Here is a 17506-nt window from a genome sequence, read left to right on the forward strand (position 1 = left end):
CGTTAGGCTTGATTAGCAATTACTTGAGGCATCTGTATGAATCACCGTTCTGTGTTTATTATTTCTGATGGTACGGGGATTACGGCAGGTGCCTTAAGCAAATTGCTGGAACACTTTCCGAATACAAAATTCACCACCACTCGCCTGCCCTTTACCGACAATGACGAGAAGGTTCAGGCAGCTTTCGAGCATATCCAGAAAATTGCAGACCAGGATGGTATTCGCCCGATTGTGATTATGTCCGTCGGCAATGGCGAACACCGCAACCACCTCAAGCAGGCCAACGCCTACTTTATTGATTTATTCCACCGTTTTATTTACCCGCTGGGCTCAGAGCTCAACCAGGAGCCACTCACAGGCGCCAGTATTGCTTACAGCGCCATGGGTAACAGCTACTCAGAGCGTATGGAAGCGATTAATTTCACGCTGAACCATGATGACGGCATGACCAATACCGGCCTCGATGAAGCGGAAGTCATTCTAATCGGGGTATCCCGCTGCGGCAAAACGCCGACTAGCATTTACCTGGCCATGCAGTTTGGCATCAAGGCAGCCAACTACCCGTTGATTCCAGAAGACTTTGAACGTGGCGCTTTACCTGCCGCATTGCAAAAAAATATCGACAAGATTTTTGGCCTGACGATTAAGCCTGAGCGCTTGCACTCTGTACGTAATGAACGTCGTCCGGACAGCTTTTATGCCTCACTGGATAACTGCCGCAAGGAAATTGAAATTGCTGAAGGCATGATGCGCAGTGCAGGCATCCCCTGGGCAGACTCGACTAGCCGCTCCATTGAAGAATTGTCTGCCTTGATCCTGCAAAAAATTCGCCAGCGCTAAGGCTGGCGGCTAGGATTTGTTGTTGACACAATGGCTGCTTAGGCAGCCATTGCCATTTCACGGGCTGGCGATGTATGAACGCGTTCAGTTTGTGGCTTCAACATGTCGCCACGCCAAAAATAATAAAACTCACGAGAGACGCTGAGGAAGGTGTGCTGCGAACCCAGCGCATTAAACAATGGCAGGTTTCTGTCCACCATCTGGCGGTAGCTATGGGATTGTTTGTGTGAAATGTGGCGCAAAGACAGCAGCAGGCATTTTGCCATGCGCATACGTTCTTTAAACACCGCAGGCTCAAAGCCGCGCACCAGAGTGACTTGCTCAAAAGCGTCCATGACCTGAGTTTCATGACTGTTCATGGCTGTTTTATCCAGGTCATACCAATGCTTGAATAATTCGTCTTGCGTCACCATGGCCACCGGCGTACTGCCATTGAATACTTTGGCCTGGCTCATGGCCGCAATGGCTTTGATATCACGCACCCAGAATGAGAAAAACTCGCGAATGACCGGCAGAATGCTGGGGATTTCAGCTGGATCGATGCTGGCAATAAAACGGTCGACTGCATGTCGGTAATGGCTGCCATCACAAGGGATATCTTTCAGAAAAGCACTGACTCGAATAATAATGAACTCGCGTTGTACCAGCACACGCTCACTTACACCCTGTCCGGTCAGCAATTTGACGTAAGCTTTGCGAGCTTCTTCTTCTCTGGTCATTTCCATGATTCACTCCCCTGATTGATTCTGAATAATGCCTGATTATTCAGCAGGCATTGACAGTTTGATATTAAAACAGGTTGTCGTCGATCAAACATGTAATGAAATTGGTAAATCCCCCACATTTCGGCGCTTGCGCTTAGCGCGTGTTTATCACCACTGGCTGTTTGGGCTGACGCGCCAGCAATAACAACAGGCTACTGAGCAAGGTCATCGCCAGCATAGCAACCGCTAATGTTAGCGTGGAATGCCAGACCAAAGGCACAATCAGTGCCGAGCTCAAGGTTGAGCATAGCATCTGCATAAAGGCCTGCGCTGAGGCGGCCGTGCCGCGTAATGCTGGATAGCAATCAAGCGCTGCTATCGACAACACAGGCATGGCCGCGGCCATGCCCACATTAAACAAGGCGATCGGTAAAATGGCCAGCCACCAGTCGCTGTGCGTGGTAGTGCTCGCCCACCATTGCACGCCTACATTACAGCTGGCAATGAAGAGCATCCAGGCAAATGCCCAGTGCAGAATGCGCGCGGGTGCCACTTTGCCCGCAGTATGCCGTGAGATCCAGGAGCCTAGCATCATGCCTGTCACCGTGGGAATAAATAGGTAACCAAACTGCTGGCTGTTTAAATGCAAATGTTTAACCAGAAAGACTGGGCTGGCCAACACATAAATAAAAAATGCAGAGAAATTCAAGCCCAGGCAAGCGATCAGACCTAGAAATACCTTGTGCTTAAGCATCCTGCCGTAAGTGGCGATGATTCCTTGCACAGAAAAAACAATACGCTTTTCCGGCGTCATCGTTTCTGGCAGATAACGCACCGCCATCCATAGTGCAATCGCGGCATAGACCGATAAGAAAATAAAAATAGCTTGCCAGTGTATGCCTAGTAACACGCCACCTAAAATCGGCGCGACGGCTGGCGCGATGCCGAACAACAGCTGCACGGTCGCCATCACCCGTTGCGCCTGCGCGCCTGAAAACAGGTCGCGCACCATGGCGCGCGCCACCGTGTTACCTGCACCGCCACTCACGCCTTGCAACGCACGGAATAACCATAAAGTCTGCACATTCGGCGCAAACGCACAGCCCAGGCTCGCTAGTGCGAAAATGGCCAGGCCCCATTTAATGGTGGTGATGCGCCCGATGGCATCTGAAATGGCGCCGTGGCATAAGGTCATCACGGCATAGGGCAATAAATACAAGGTCAGGCTTTGCTGAATCGCCAGTTCATCAGTGCCAAACTCCGCGGCCATCACATGGAAAGCAGGCAGATAGGTGTCAATCGCAAACGGTGCTAATGCAGCCAGCCCAGCCAAGACCAGCACCAGGGTAGAAGAACGGGATATCAACATGAACAACCTTGTAAAAAAGCAAAGGTGCCCTCAGGCACCTTTAAGATTATAAGCCACAATGCCTGCGCTATGAGCGGCCTTAAGGCAAGGCATGAAATTGCGCGATTCTTTCCTTGTCACCCTCGACATATTTTTTGGAGTTCTTGTCCGTTCTGAAAATGATGGGCTGCTCACGGACCAAGGGGTTTTGTGAATTGACCAAGGCTTCATCAATCAAATGACGGTTTGGAGATTTGGTACATACCGGATCCGCCATTTCAGCATCCCCACTGAGCAAGTAGGATTGGCAACGGCAGCCGCCCAAATCATTCTCTTTTTCATCGCAGCTACGGCAAGGCTCTTTCATCCACTCCATGCCACGGTATTTAGTAAACGCGGGCGACTCTTTCCAGGCCCATTCCAGGCCATTTTCACGTACATTGGGGAACGTCATGCCTGGCAACACACGGGCTGAATGACATGGCAACACATCGCCATTGGCAGTCACAATCATAAACACTTCGCCCCAGCCATTCATACATTTTTTGGGCCGGTCAGCAAAATAATCCGGCACGACAAAGAACACCTTCATTTTATTGCCCACGCGCTCCCTGAACGCATTGGTAGCCGCTTCTGCGCGATCTAACTGCTCGCGCGTAGGCATCAATTGATCACGGTTGACCAGGCTCCATCCGTAATACTGCGTATTGGCCAGCTCAACATAATCCGCGCCCAAGGCTTCTGCCATTTCCAGGATTTTGCCAACCTGGTCAATATTGTAGCGGTGTATCACCACATTGAGCACCATGGGGTAACCATGCGATTTGATCATGGCTGCGACTTTTTTCTTCAACTCGAAGGTGCGCGTGTTGGTAATAAAGTTGCTGATGTCTTCAGTCACATCGTGCATGGAAAGCTGGATATGATCCAGGCCGCCTTCTTTAAAGGCCTGGATACGCTTTTCAGTCAGGCCCACACCAGAAGTAATCAGGTTGCTGTAATAGCCCAGCTTGTGGGCCTCCGCGACAATTTCTTCAATGTCATCACGCAGTAGGGGCTCGCCGCCTGAAATGCCCAACTGGATGGCGCCCATTTTACGGGCGTCACGCAAGGCGCTAATCCATTGCTCGGTCGTTAATTCATTTTTGGTGTGCTTGTCATAATCGGTTGGGTTATAACAAAACGCGCAATGCAGCGGGCAACGATAGGTCACCTCAGCCAATAACCACAAAGGCTGCTTTTGTGTGACGCTTGCTGCTACACCATTATTTAACTGTGCCATGATGCCCTCCTTGCGGATTAATTCAGCTTGCGCAACCAGGCTTTACCAACGGCCAGGTCGAACATGCCTAAAATATCACTCTCAATGTCTTCGGCATCCGGAAAGGTTGTTTTCAAATCAGCCACAATATCGCCAACACTCGCTTTGCCATCCACGCGCTTGAGAATCTCGCCAGCGCCACCATGCAACTTGACCATGCCTTCCGGAAACAGGATGACATAGCTTTGCTGTGCCTCTTCCCATTGAAAGCGATGGTGTAAGGCAATCGCGTAAATGTCCGCGTGTTGAATATTGTTTTCCATATGTCTACTTTCTAATACGCTGACTTGTCGGTCATTTAATTTTCAATGTTGATGACCGGCTGACGCAGATAATCACGCCCTTCGGTTTTAATCTCGGTCGAAGCCAGCATGATGGCGTCTGCAATCACCCACAGCACATTCAGCTTAAATTGCAAAATTTCCAGTGCCTTCATCTGCATGTCACGTGAAGTACTGAAGTAATCCAGCGTAACGCTTAAGCCTTGCTCGACATCGCGGCGCGCTTCGGTCAGGCGTTTTTTAAAGTACATCAGGCCTTCTTCTTTCACCCAGGGGTACATGCTCGGCCAGGAGCTGATACGTTGCTGATGGATGTGTGGCGCAAACAACTCGGTCAGGCTGGAGCAAACGCTCTCTTGCCAGGGGCGCTGTTTGGCAAAGTTGATATAGGCATCCACCGCAAAACGCACGCCTGGTGACACCAGCTCCAGGCTGGTCACTTGCTCACGCGTCAGGCCAACAGCTTCACCGAGCTTAATCCAGGCCTCAATACCGCCAATCTGGTCATCGACGCCATCATGGTCAGTAATACGCACGATCCATTGTTTACGCACTTCCTTGTCCGGGCAATTGGATAAAATCGCCGCATCCTTCATCGGAATCGCGATCTGGTAATAAAAACGGTTAGCGACCCAGCATTGCAATTGTTCTTTAGTCAACTTACCCTCATACATCATCACGTGAAACGGATGATAGATATGGTACCCCTGCCCTTTTTCGCGAAGCTTTGCTTCGAATTCTTCGCGGGTCCATGGCAACTGTGCCTGAGTCACTGCGTTCATATTGTTCTCCTATAGAATGATGTCCATGCCGTCGTACGCCACCTCGATCTTGTGATCATTGAGAGTTGCACGCTCGGCGGAATCTTCCCTTAAAATCGGGTTGGTATTATTGATATGAATCAGCACTTTACGCACTGCTTTATCCGTACCAAACTTATCCAACTCTTCTATCATGCCGCCTGGGCCAGATTGTGGATTATGGCCGATACTGCGCGCAGTCTTGGTCATTAAGCCCATATCCAGCATTTCAGTATTGGTCCAGAATGTGCCGTCCACCATAATGCAATCAGCCTGATGCATCAGTGGTGGCAAATGTGGCTCAATTTCTGCCAAGCCTGGTGAGTACCAGCATTTCTTGCCGGTAGAAATCTCTTCAATCAGCACGCCTATGGTGTCACCCGGATGCGGATCATTGCGGTGTGGGGAATACGGCGGTGCGGCACTCTTTAATGCCACCGCAGTAAAGCGCAGGTTAGGCACGCCTGGGATTTCAAAACTGTGCGCATTGCTGACATCGTTGGCATCAATCGCGATTTCGTGGTGATTGACACCGCAATAGTGGCCCAGGATATTCAGGATCTGGTTACCGGTGGTCAGGTCTTCATAGACCATTTTTGTACAGTAAATCTCGCGCTTGACCTGGCCTTCGCGCAACATGAATAAGCCTGTCGTGTGGTCAATTTGCGCGTCAATCAGCACAATGCCTTGAATGCCGCTATCACGTACGGCACGGCCTGGTTGCAGAGGTGCAAACTCCTGGATTTGCTGCAACACATCGGGAGATGCATTAAACAACACCCAATCTACGCCATTGCTGGAAACACAAATGGATGACTGAGTGCGGCGTTTGGCCTTGATGGTGCCTTTGCGCAGACCGTCACAATTTGGACAATTACAGTTCCACTGTGGAAAGCCACCGCCTGCCCCAGCCCCTAATACGTGTATATGCATAATCGCTCGTTATTCAATTCTGTTAATTCATGGTTGCAAGAGAGTACCAAGCCTCATCATACAACAATTGTTTGTGACTACTGCATCCATCGCAAACCTTGCGCAACGCTGGCCTGCAATGTCTGTTAAGTAAGACTGGCATCATACGCATGCGTTGCATGAACAGCCTGCAACTGACAATGATTCCCTGCTCATGATTTTCATGAGCGCATACTTGTTTGCGAGATAACACCCATAAAAAAGCCGCGCTCACTGGCGCGGCTTTGATTAAAACGATAGATTACTCTTCTGAAGCATGCTTTTCGCGGCGTGCTTTGACTGCCGCAGCCAGCGTTTCCAGTACAGCCACCGAGTCATCCCAGCCCAGGCAGGCATCGGTAATCGACTGGCCATAATTCAGGCTACAGCCTGGTGAATGGTCCTGGCGGCCTTCATTCAGGTGCGACTCCAGCATCACGCCGATAATGCGCGCATCGCCAGCAGACACTTGCGCAGCCACATCATCCACCACTGCAATCTGGTTTTTGTATTGCTTTTGACTATTGCCGTGACTGCAATCGACCATCAACACAGGCGCCAGGCCTGCATCGGCTAACTGGTCACACACGGCGGCCACGCTTTGCGCGTCGTAATTAGGGGCTTTACCCCCACGCAAGATCACATGGCAGTCTTCATTGCCTTTGGTCGCAAAAATGGCTGATTCGCCTTCTTTGGTCATCGACAAAAAGTGGTGCGGGCTGGCTGCGGTTTTAATCGCGTCTATCGCCACTTTGGCACCACCGTCAGTACCGTTTTTAAAGCCTACTGGGCAGGACAATCCAGAAGCCAGTTCGCGGTGAATCTGCGACTCCGTTGTGCGAGCACCAATCGCGCCCCAACTGACCAGGTCTGCCGTGTATTGTGGTGATACGACATCCAGAAACTCCGTTGCCGCCGGCATGCCAATCTCGTTCACATCCAGCAAAAAGCGGCGTGCTTTTTCCAGGCCTTGGTTAATGTCGTAAGTGCCATCCAGATGCGGGTCGTTGATCAAGCCCTTCCAGCCCACCGTGGTGCGTGGTTTCTCGAAGTAGACACGCATGACAATCAGCAACTCACCAGCCAGCCGCGTACGCACGTCCAGCAAGCGTTTGGCATATTCCATACCAGCGTCAGTATCGTGAATCGAGCATGGTCCGACAATCACCAGTAAGCGGTCATCGCCTTGATGCAAAATATGGTGAATCGCAGTGCGTGTTTTGAGGATGTTTTGTGTACTAACCGTACTTTCCTGCAGGCGTGACAACAATTCCGCCGGTTTTACCAGCGGTTTAATTTCCAGCACCCTTACATCATCAGTGGCTAATTTTTCGTATACAGTCATGACTTCAAAATCTTTTTCAGCACTTCGAGGAAGCGTGCGTTTTCGCTAAACAAACCAATACTGACGCGCAAATAATCCGGCATCTCATAATTGGCCACCGGACGTACGATCACGCCTTGCTTGAGCAAAGCCTGATTGACGGCACTGGCGTTGGTCACTTTAAAACTGACAAAGTTGCCATAAGACGGAATATAGCTCAGGCCTAGTTGCTCCAGCCCCTGCGTAATCTGCGTCATGCCAGCTTGATTAGCAGCATAACTGCGTGCCACAAAATCCTCATCTTGCAATGAGACCGTCGCGGCCACCTGTGCCAGGCTATTCACATTGAATGGCTGGCGCACACGGTTCATTAAGTCAGCCAACGTGGCATGCATCAGGCCAAAACCCACGCGCAAGCCTGCCAAGCCATAAGCCTTGGAAAAAGTGCGTGAAATAATCAGGTTTTCAAATTCGGCTAGCCATGTGATGGCTTCTGACTTGTCAACCGAAGACAAATACTCGTCATACGCCTCGTCCAGCACCACCAGGATGTGCTTGGGCACCTGCTGTAAAAAGGCTTTTAAATCAGTTTTGCTGATCAGTGTGCCGGTTGGATTATTTGGGTTTGCCACAAAAATCAATTTGGTTTTAGGCGTAATAGCTTTTAAAAAACCAGGCAAGTCATGGCCAAAGTCAACTGCAGGCACTACCACGCCATTGGCGCCAACGGCTTGCGTCACTAATGGATACACGGCAAACGCATGCTGGGAATAAATCGCTTCATCACCTGCCGTGAGGAAAGCACGTGCCGCCAGCTCCAGAATGTCATTAGAACCATTGCCAAACACAATTTGTGCCGGTTGCACGCCATATTTGTGGCTCACGGCATCACGCAAGGCAAAGCTGTTGCCATCCGGATAACGCGCAATCTCATAAATGGCCTCTTCCAGCGCCATTTGTGCTTTAGGGCTCATGCCCAAGGGGTTTTCATTAGACGCCAGCTTAACGATATCGGCTTCATTGAGGCCCATTTCACGGGCTAATTCACTGATAGGCTTGCCACCTTGATATGGCGCAATGGCACGAATATTGGCTGGAGCTAACGCTGCTAAAGAGACAGATGACGACATAGAGTGCTTTAAATAATAGCGGTTGGGTAAGAGCCCAACACTTTGAGTAAAGTGGCGCGCTCAGCAAGATCTTTCAGTGCGGCCTGTACGGCAGGTTGTTGCTGATGGCCTTCGATATCCACAAAGAACACGTAATTCCACAAGTTTTGACGCGACGGGCGTGACTCCAGCTTGGTCATGCTGACGCCATGGCGTGAAAATGGCTCCAGCAACTGCAACACGGCACCAGGCTTGTTGTGTGCACTCATGACCAGCGAGGTTTTGTCCTGACCGGAAGGCGCAACACCGTGATTGCCCACCACCAGGAAGCGTGTGGTATTTTTCGGGTCATCCTCGATATTTTCAGCAAGGATATGCAAGTCAAACAGTTCGGCCGCACGCTTGCTGGCAATTGCCGCCGCAAACGTACCTTCACTGGCGACTAACTCATGAATCATCTGTGCGGCACGCGCATTGCTGGTCACCGCCTCACGTGCCGCATTCGGCAAGTGTTTGTTTAACCATTCATGACATTGCGACAAAGATTGCGCATGCGAAAACACATGGCTGATCTGGCGGATATCCTGCTGAGCAGATAACAGGCAGTGATGCACAGGCAAAGTGATTTCACCGATTACCTGCAAGGGGCTAGATAGTAGCAAATCCAGAGTAATGCCCACAGCACCCTCGGTGGAGTTTTCAACCGGCACCACGCCGTAGTCGGCCTGTCCAGCTTCTACGGTGCGGAATACTTCATCAATGCTTGCACAGACGACGGCCTGACGGCCCTCGCCAAACTGCTTGAGCGCGGCTTCTTCGCTGTAAGTGCCTAATGGGCCCAAGAAAGCAATGGAAAGTTCTTTTTCAAGGGCGCGGCAATTGGACATGACCGCACGGAAAAGATGACTTACCGCCTCAGGCGACAAGGGGCCCTGGTTTTCAGACTGCAGGCGCCGTATGACCTGCGCTTCACGCTCAGGGCGATAAATGACACCATCATCTTTCAAATGCCCGATCTCGCGTGCAAGCGCTGCGCGCTCATTGACGAGCGTCAGCACCTGCGTATCAATCGCATCAATTTTATCTCTAAATTGTTTTAATAAATCAGACATTTAAAAGTAATATTTAAAGTGTTTTATGAGTGACTTTTTTCGAATTCCTGCATGAATTCGACCAATGCCTGCACACCTTCAATCGGCATGGCGTTGTAAATACTGGCACGCATGCCACCGACGGAACGATGGCCTTTTAATTGCAGCAAGCCACGCGCATCAGCAGCCTTCAAAAAAGCGTCATTGAGGCTTTCATCACGCAAACGGAACGGGATATTCATACGCGAGCGGTAAGCTGGTTCAATGTCATTGTGATAAAACTCGGTTTGATCCAGGTAGTTGTATAACAAGTTGGCTTTGGCAATATTGATTTTCTCAATCGCTTCCACGCCGCCTTGCGCTAGTAACCACTCGAACACCAGGCCAGCAATATAAATGCTATAGGTCGGTGGCGTGTTAATCATACTCTGGTTATCGGCCTGGGTTTTCCAATGGAATACCGCCGGGGTCAGTGCTGAGGCCTGTTCAAGCAAGTCTTCACGCACAATCACCAGGCACAAGCCTGCCGGGCCGATATTTTTTTGTGCGCCGCCATAAATCACACCATATTTTGAAACATCGATTGGGCGCGACAAAATATGTGACGACATATCCGCCACAATTGGCACTCCATGCGTATCTGGTACCTCCAGAAACTCAACGCCGTTGATGGTTTCGTTGGTGCAATAGTGCACGTAAGCCGCGTCTTTGTTCAGTTTCCAGTCGGTAAAAGCGGGCACGGTGGTAAAGCCACCAGTCTCTGCACTGGCAACGACATTAATCTGGCCGTAGGCTTTCGCGTCTTCTACGCTGCGCTTGCTCCAAGAGCCAGTGACCACATAATCCGCAGACTTGCCGTTCAGCAGGTTCATGGGGATGATGGCATTTTCGGCAATCGCCCCGCCCTGCAAGAACAACACTTTGTAATTGGCTGGAATAGCCAGAAGTTTGCGCAAATCGGCTTCGGTTTTTTCCAGGATGCTGGTGAATTCCTTGCCGCGATGTGACATTTCCATCACGCTCATACCGGAGCCATGCCAGTCTAGCATTTCAGCTTGCGCGCGCTCCAACACAGCTTTAGGCAACACTGCCGGACCGGCAGAAAAATTAAAGATTTTCTTCATGCGTGTATTTATTCTTCGCTGTACTTATTCTTCAGTCTCGTCACCATCATCGTCGGTCTCTACGATTTTCTCCAGACCTGACAACTTCTCACCTTCACCCAGGTTAATCAGGGTCACACCTTGTGCGGCACGGCCCATATCGCGGATTTCCTTGACGCGGGTACGGATCAATACGCCACCCGTGGTAATCAACATGATTTCGTCTTCTGCCGTCACCAGTCTTGCCGCCACAGCCAAGCCGTTACGTTCACTGATGGCAATGGCTTTCACGCCTTGGGTACCACGGCCAGAATGACGGAACTCTGACAGCACCGTACGCTTGCCGTAACCGTTCTCGGTGGCGACCAAGACAGACTGCTGGTCATTTTCAGCAATCAGCAAGGACAGCACCTGCTGTTTAGCGGCCAGTTTCATGCCACGTACACCACGCGTTGCACGGCCCATCGGACGCACATCGTCCTCAGTAAACCAGACCGCTTTACCCCCATTGGAAACCAGCACAATGTCGTTCTGGCCATTGGTCACTTCGGCACCAATCAGGTAATCACCTTCATCCAGGTTAATCGCGATAATGCCGGACTTACGTGGGTTAGCAAACTCCGTCAGTGCGGTCTTTTTCACGGTGCCTTTGGCTGTCGCCATAAACACGTAGTGATTTTCGTCGAACTCTTTCACCGGCAAGATGGCATTGATTTTTTCGCCCTCTTCCAACGGGAACAGGTTCACAATCGGTTTACCACGGCTGACACGGCTACCTTGCGGCACTTCGTAGACTTTCAGCCAATAAACACGGCCACGGCTGCTAAAGCACAGGATGTAATCATGCGTATTCGCCACAAACATCTTGTCGATGAAGTCATCTTCCTTCGTGGCTGCCGCCTGCTTGCCACGGCCACCACGGCGTTGCGCGCGGTACTCATCCAGTGGCTGGGATTTGACATAGCCGGTGTGCGATAGCGTCACTACCACATCTTGCGGTGTAATCAGGTCTTCTAGCGACAAATCTTGCGTGTTTTGCTCAATTTCGGAACGGCGTTTATCACCAAACTGTTTCTGGATTTCATTCAACTCTTCGACAATAATCGCGGTCACGCGCTCTGGCTTGGCCAGGATATCGAGCAAGTCGGCGATGATATCCATTACCTCTTTGTATTCATTGACAATCTTGTCCTGTTCCAGGCCAGTCAGGCGTTGCAAGCGCATTTGCAGGATTTCCTGCGCCTGCACATCAGACAACTTGTAGCCTTTGGGCGTCATGCCAAAGTCTACAGACAAGCCTTCTGGACGCGAGGCCTCCATGGCCGCACGTTTAAGCATTTCCTCAACCACTGGTGAGTTCCAGCTACGCGCCATCAATTCTTTTTTCGCTTCTGGTGGCGTTGGCGCAGCTTTGATGATGGCAATCATCTCGTCCACGTTCGCCAGTGCCACAGCCAGGCCTTCCAGCACATGGCCGCGGTCACGAGCTTTGCGCAGTTCGAATACGGTACGGCGTGTCACCACTTCGCGGCGGTGGCGCAAGAAGGCTTCCAGCATCTGTTTCAGGTTGAGCAAGCGTGGCTGGCCATCCATCAGCGCCACCATGTTCATGCCGAAGGTGTCTTGTAGCTGTGTCTGCTTGTAGAGGTTGTTTAAAATGACCTCTGGCACTTCGCCGCGCTTGAGCTCAATGACCACACGCATGCCTGATTTATCAGACTCGTCACGCAGGTCAGAAATACCTTCGATCTTCTTCTCGTTAACCAGCTCGGCGATTTTTTCAATCAGTGTTTTCTTGTTAACCTGATACGGTAACTCATCAATAATAATGGACTGGCGGCCGCCTTTTTCCAGGTCTTCAAAGTGGGTGCGGCCACGCATCACGACACGGCCACGACCAGTGCGGTAGCCCTCTTTGACGCCTACCGTGCCATAAATAATGCCTGCGGTCGGAAAGTCTGGCGCCGGAATAAACTCAATCAGTTCATCGACGCTGATTTCAGGGTTTTTCAGCAGCGCAAAACAGGCGTTCAGCACTTCGTTCAGGTTATGTGGCGGAATATTGGTCGCCATCCCCACCGCAATCCCTGAGCTGCCGTTAATCAGCAGGTTAGGAATACGCGTTGGCATAATCAGCGGTTCTTGCTCGCTACCATCGTAGTTAGGGCCAAAGTCTACCGTCTCTTTTTCAATATCTGCCAGCAACTCATGGGCAATCTTGGACATGCGGATTTCGGTATACCGCATCGCCGCCGCATTGTCGCCATCCACAGAACCAAAGTTACCCTGGCCGTCGACCAACATGTAGCGCAGAGAGAAGTCCTGCGCCATACGCACAATCGTGTCATATACCGCGGTATCGCCGTGCGGATGGTACTTACCGATCACGTCACCGACAATACGGGCAGATTTTTTATAAGGCTTGTTGTAGTCATTAGACAGCTCGTGCATGGCGAACAGTACGCGTCTGTGCACAGGCTTTAAACCATCACGCACATCGGGAAGCGCACGCCCCACAATCACGCTCATGGCGTAATCGAGGTAGCTGCGACGCATCTCGTCTTCTAAGCTGATAGGCAGGGTTTCTTTAGCAAATTGATCTGGAGACTGACTCATTCTTGACCCAATTTATAGTTAAAAGTTATCACGCGATTTTAGCATATCTAGCGTAATCTGGCTTGCCAAATCGCGGCTGCCAGGCCAATTAACCACGCAGCGCCGACATATGAGCCGCCAGAAAAAACAATGGGGAGCAATTTTGCTCCCCATGCAGTGATGATTGCCGTCAACGATGCTGCATTAAGCGCGCGTCAACAGCTGCAAGTCCGCCTTCAGGTCCTCTACATGTTCCAGGCCAACAGCAATCCTGACCAGATTATCTTTAATGCCAGCTTCAGCCCTGGCTTCAGCGCTCACGCGACTATGCGTGGTCGTTGCAGGATGCGTGATGGTAGATTTTGCATCGCCGAGGTTGGCCGTGATCGAAATCAGGCGCGTGGCATCAATTAACGCCCATGCCGCCTCTTGCGCCGTTTGGCCCGCCTTTGGTTTAACCTCAAAGGTGACAATGCCGCCACCCAAGCGCTGCTGTTTTTGTGCCAGCGCATATTGCGGATGTGACGGTAAACCCGGGTAATAGACGCGCTCAACGCCAGGCTGCTGCTCCAGCCACTGCGCCAATGCCAGTGCACGCGCGGCATGGGCCTCCATACGCACTTGCAAGGTTTCCAACCCCTTGACGAACACCCAGGCATTAAAGGCGCTCATGGTGACGCCTGCCGTACGCAAGAAGCCATAGACCAGCTCAATCAATGCTTTGCTACCCAGCACTGCACCGCCCAGCACTCTGCCCTGGCCATCGATATACTTGGTCGCAGAATGAATCACAATATCCGCCCCCAACTTAAGTGGCTGTTGCAAGGCCGGTGTACAAAAGCAGTTATCCACCGCCAGGTAGGCACCTGCGGCATGCGCCACTTCTGCCAGCCTGGCAATGTCACCCACTTCAGTCAGTGGGTTAGAAGGGGTTTCTGCAAAAAACAATTTTGTATTTGGCTTGGCAGCGGCTTTCCATGCCTCCACATCGGTGAGTGACACCAGGGTCACTTCCAGCCCCCAGCGCTTGAGAATATTGGTAAACAGCTGCACGGTGGTGCCAAAAATGCTACGGGAGGCCACGATATGGTCGCCTGCGCTGCAAATGCCCATAATGCAAGCCAGGATCGCAGACATGCCACTGGCAGTCGCCACGCACTGCTCGGCCCCTTCCAAGGCAGCCAGTTTATCCTGAAACATGGTGACCGTCGGATTGGTAAAACGCGAGTAAATATTACCTGGCTCGGTGCCACCAAAACGCGCTGCCGCCTGTGCCGCACTATTAAAGCGAAAACTGGAGTTTAAAAACAAGGCTTCAGAGTTTTCACCAAACTCGGTGGTGAGTGTGCCAGCGCGCACCGCCAGCGTTTCCAAATGGTATTGGTCGTTCATGTTTCCTCAATCTTCTGTCCGGGATACGGACGGCAATAAAAAACCCGTTTCAGCATTGCGCTAAAACGGGTCTTTGGGGCTCTCGCTTTAGCGGTATTTATAATGCGCTCGCAAGCTGAGTTTGGCTTCGTTTAAAGTTCGCCACTCAAATCAGCGCAATTTCATTAAACGCCTTTTGCCGGCGCCTGTCAACTTCTAATCGGCCCCTACCAGGTCTGTAGATAACAGGTTTAAATCCAATTGCGTGGTCGAGTTTGGCGGCAATTGCTTTTTATTCATATCACTGCGCGCAGACTCAATGCGGTTCAAATAAGCCGCATCAATATCGCCAGTGACATATTTACCATCAAAGCAGCTGCAGTCAAACTCAGTCATGTGCGGATTAGACTTGGTGATGCTTTCACGCAAAGCATCCAGGTCTTGGTAAATCAGCGCATCAGCACCAATTTCAGCACAAATTTCCTCATCAGTACGATTGGTCGCCAACAACTCATGACGGCTAGGCATATCAATGCCGTACACATTCGGGTAACGCACCGGTGGCGCCGCAGAAGCGAAGTAAACCTTGCTCGCACCGGCATCGCGAGCCATTTGCACGATTTGTTGCGAAGTCGTGCCACGCACAATCGAGTCATCGACCAGCAGCACATTCTTGCCTTTGAACTCAATGCCGATCGGGTTCAGCTTCTGGCGTACGGATTTTTTACGCAATGCCTGACCAGGCATAATAAAAGTACGGCCGATATAACGGTTTTTGATAAAGCCTTCACGGTAATCCAGGCCCAAAGCAATACCCAACTGCAATGCACTTGGACGGCTGGTGTCCGGGATAGGAATCACCACATCAATCTGTTTATCGGCCCATTCACGCTTGATTTTTTCAGCCAGCAATGTGCCCATATCCAGGCGTGTCTGGTATACCGATACACCGTCAATCACAGAGTCAGGACGTGCCAGGTAAACGTATTCAAAAATACAGGAAGTCAGTTTTGGATTGGTCGCACATTGACGGCTGAACAGGTTACCGTCCATATCGATAAATACCGCTTCACCAGGCTCCACATCACGCAACATGGTAAAGCCCAACACATCCAGCGCCACGCTTTCAGAGGCGACAATATATTCGGTGCCCTTGTCAGTCTCCTGCTTGCCGATCACCAAAGGACGAATACCATGTGGATCACGGAAGGCCAGCAAACCAAAGTTGGCGATCATCGCCACCACGGCATAAGCACCTTTACAACGTCTGTGCACACCAGCCACGGCATCAAACACCATGTCACTGTTAAGCAAGGCATTTTTAGATGTGCTTTCGATTTCATGTGCCAACACGTTCAACAACACTTCTGAATCAGAGTTGGTATTGATGTGACGTAAATCTTGCCTGAACATTTCAGACTTGAGTTGCTCGGAATTGGTCAAGTTACCGTTATGGCCCAACACAATACCAAATGGTGAGTTTACGTAGAACGGCTGCGCTTCAGCCGCGCTGGAGGAGCCGGCGGTCGGATAACGTACATGGGCAATACCCACATTGCCGATCAGGTTACGCATATGGCGGGTGTGAAATACATCTTTCACCAGGCCATTGTTTTTGTGCATGTGGAAAGTGTTGCCATCACAAGTGACAATACCAGCGGCATCCTGACCACGGTGCTGTAATACCAGCAATCCGTCATACAACAACTGATTCACCGGGTTTTTGCCTACAATACCGATAATTCCACACATAGCGACATCCTATCAAACACTTGATTACAAATTAAATGGCAGACTCATCTACCCGCTGATGATCCAAATGCACGTGCCTTGCAATACTAGATGGCATCCACGGCAATAATTTCAAGACCAACGCTTCTACTGGCGCACTGAATGTTGCGTTCGTCCAGCGCGGATCCTTGGGTAAATCGGTCATGGCAGCCAGCATCACCAGGATACACACTACCAACACCCCTTTCACAATCCCGGCCAAACCGCCCAACACCCGGTTAAGTCCACCCAAGCCCACGGCCTTGATTAAAGTGGTCAGCAACAAGGCCAGCAAGGTGCTCACGAACAGTACCAGTAAAAAAACCACTAAAAAAGCTGCCATGGCTTTCACTGCATCGCCAGGTATCTGCTCAGGCATATAACTGATGACTTCGCCATTAAAGCGGTTTGCCAGGTAAAAAGCCAGCACCCAGCCCAGCACAGAAAACAACTCACGAATGGCGCCACGCATCAGCCCGACCAAAATGGAAAAGCCGATAATGCCCAGTACCAGATAATCAAAAACCGTCATGGCCGACATCAGGACTTGCTGGCGACAATACCGCTAAACCCGGCCGCTTCCAGTTTTTTCAATGCGGCAGCGGCATCATTACGTGTGGCATAAGTACGTGTGCGCAAGCGTAATTTCTGGCCAGCCGCATCCACTTTTTCAGTGGCCGATTCAAACCCAGCCTGCTTCAGCTTGCCTTGCAGGTTTTCCAGGTTCTTAGGGTCAGAAAACACACCAAACTGCACAAAGAACTTACCCGTTTTTTTATCGGATGCAACAGACTCTTCTTTAGCCTCAGCCTTGGCTGCCGCAACTTTGGGTTCAACTTTGGGTTCAACTTTGGGTTCAACTTTGGGTTCAACTTTGGGTTCAACTTTGGGTTCAACT

At 50.9% G+C, this 17506-nt stretch carries 16 protein-coding genes; 1 reads left to right on the forward strand and 15 read right to left on the reverse strand.

Annotated features, from left to right (window positions below; translation table 11 throughout):
* Window positions 1–36 precede the first annotated feature (36 nt).
* Window positions 37–840 (forward strand): pyruvate, water dikinase regulatory protein, encoded by an 804-nt coding sequence (locus tag ACIDE9_RS13720; protein ID WP_194742032.1) that lies wholly within the window; start codon window positions 37–39, stop codon window positions 838–840.
* A gap of 38 nt (window positions 841–878) precedes the next feature.
* Here ACIDE9_RS13720 and ACIDE9_RS13725 read toward each other — a convergent pair whose 3' ends face one another.
* From ACIDE9_RS13725 to ACIDE9_RS13795, 15 genes are all read right to left on the reverse strand, one after another.
* Complete coding sequence (locus tag ACIDE9_RS13725; RefSeq protein WP_194754388.1) at window positions 879–1565, reverse strand: hypothetical protein; 687 nt, start codon at window positions 1563–1565, stop codon at window positions 879–881.
* A 133-nt stretch (window positions 1566–1698) separates the two neighbouring features.
* Window positions 1699–2913, reverse strand: coding sequence for a multidrug effflux MFS transporter (locus tag ACIDE9_RS13730; RefSeq protein ID WP_411995251.1), 1215 nt, complete (start codon window positions 2911–2913; stop codon window positions 1699–1701).
* A gap of 79 nt (window positions 2914–2992) precedes the next feature.
* Window positions 2993–4174 (reverse strand): pyrroloquinoline quinone biosynthesis protein PqqE, encoded by a 1182-nt coding sequence (gene pqqE, locus ACIDE9_RS13735; protein WP_194742035.1) that lies wholly within the window; start codon window positions 4172–4174, stop codon window positions 2993–2995.
* 17 nt (window positions 4175–4191) lie between these two features.
* A complete protein-coding gene (gene pqqD / locus ACIDE9_RS13740; RefSeq protein WP_194742036.1) occupies window positions 4192–4476 on the reverse strand; it encodes a pyrroloquinoline quinone biosynthesis peptide chaperone PqqD in 285 nt (94 codons plus the stop codon).
* Window positions 4477–4511: 35 nt separating this feature from the next.
* Complete coding sequence (gene pqqC, locus ACIDE9_RS13745) at window positions 4512–5276, reverse strand: pyrroloquinoline-quinone synthase PqqC (RefSeq protein ID WP_194754385.1); 765 nt, start codon at window positions 5274–5276, stop codon at window positions 4512–4514.
* 9 nt (window positions 5277–5285) lie between these two features.
* Window positions 5286–6227, reverse strand: a complete 942-nt coding sequence (gene pqqB / locus ACIDE9_RS13750) for a pyrroloquinoline quinone biosynthesis protein PqqB (RefSeq protein WP_194754384.1) — start codon at window positions 6225–6227, stop codon at window positions 5286–5288.
* A 280-nt stretch (window positions 6228–6507) separates the two neighbouring features.
* Window positions 6508–7590, reverse strand: coding sequence for a 3-deoxy-7-phosphoheptulonate synthase (locus ACIDE9_RS13755; RefSeq protein WP_411995252.1), 1083 nt, complete (start codon window positions 7588–7590; stop codon window positions 6508–6510).
* Window positions 7587–8699 (reverse strand): histidinol-phosphate transaminase, encoded by a 1113-nt coding sequence (gene hisC / locus ACIDE9_RS13760; protein WP_411995253.1) that lies wholly within the window; start codon window positions 8697–8699, stop codon window positions 7587–7589. Before hisC ends, ACIDE9_RS13755 begins: the two co-directional genes overlap by 4 nt.
* An 8-nt stretch (window positions 8700–8707) precedes the next feature.
* Window positions 8708–9790 (reverse strand): prephenate dehydratase, encoded by a 1083-nt coding sequence (gene pheA, locus ACIDE9_RS13765; protein WP_194754381.1) that lies wholly within the window; start codon window positions 9788–9790, stop codon window positions 8708–8710.
* 23 nt (window positions 9791–9813) lie between these two features.
* Window positions 9814–10893 carry a 3-phosphoserine/phosphohydroxythreonine transaminase gene (gene serC / locus ACIDE9_RS13770; protein ID WP_411995254.1) on the reverse strand — a complete coding sequence of 360 codons (1080 nt, stop codon included), beginning with the start codon at window positions 10891–10893 and terminating at the stop codon, window positions 9814–9816.
* 24 nt (window positions 10894–10917) lie between these two features.
* Window positions 10918–13488, reverse strand: coding sequence for a DNA gyrase subunit A (gene gyrA / locus ACIDE9_RS13775; protein ID WP_194742043.1), 2571 nt, complete (start codon window positions 13486–13488; stop codon window positions 10918–10920).
* A gap of 183 nt (window positions 13489–13671) precedes the next feature.
* Window positions 13672–14859 (reverse strand): O-succinylhomoserine sulfhydrylase, encoded by a 1188-nt coding sequence (locus tag ACIDE9_RS13780; RefSeq protein WP_411995255.1) that lies wholly within the window; start codon window positions 14857–14859, stop codon window positions 13672–13674.
* A gap of 195 nt (window positions 14860–15054) precedes the next feature.
* Complete coding sequence (gene purF, locus ACIDE9_RS13785) at window positions 15055–16590, reverse strand: amidophosphoribosyltransferase (protein ID WP_411995256.1); 1536 nt, start codon at window positions 16588–16590, stop codon at window positions 15055–15057.
* A 31-nt stretch (window positions 16591–16621) separates the two neighbouring features.
* A complete protein-coding gene (locus ACIDE9_RS13790; RefSeq protein WP_411995257.1) occupies window positions 16622–17140 on the reverse strand; it encodes a CvpA family protein in 519 nt (172 codons plus the stop codon).
* An 8-nt stretch (window positions 17141–17148) separates the two neighbouring features.
* The coding region (locus tag ACIDE9_RS13795; RefSeq protein WP_411995258.1) for an SPOR domain-containing protein at window positions 17149–17506 on the reverse strand (358 nt) is incomplete at its 5' end.

Source organism: Methylophilus sp. 'Pure River', assembly GCF_046765995.1.
GTDB lineage: Bacteria > Pseudomonadota > Gammaproteobacteria > Burkholderiales > Methylophilaceae > Methylophilus.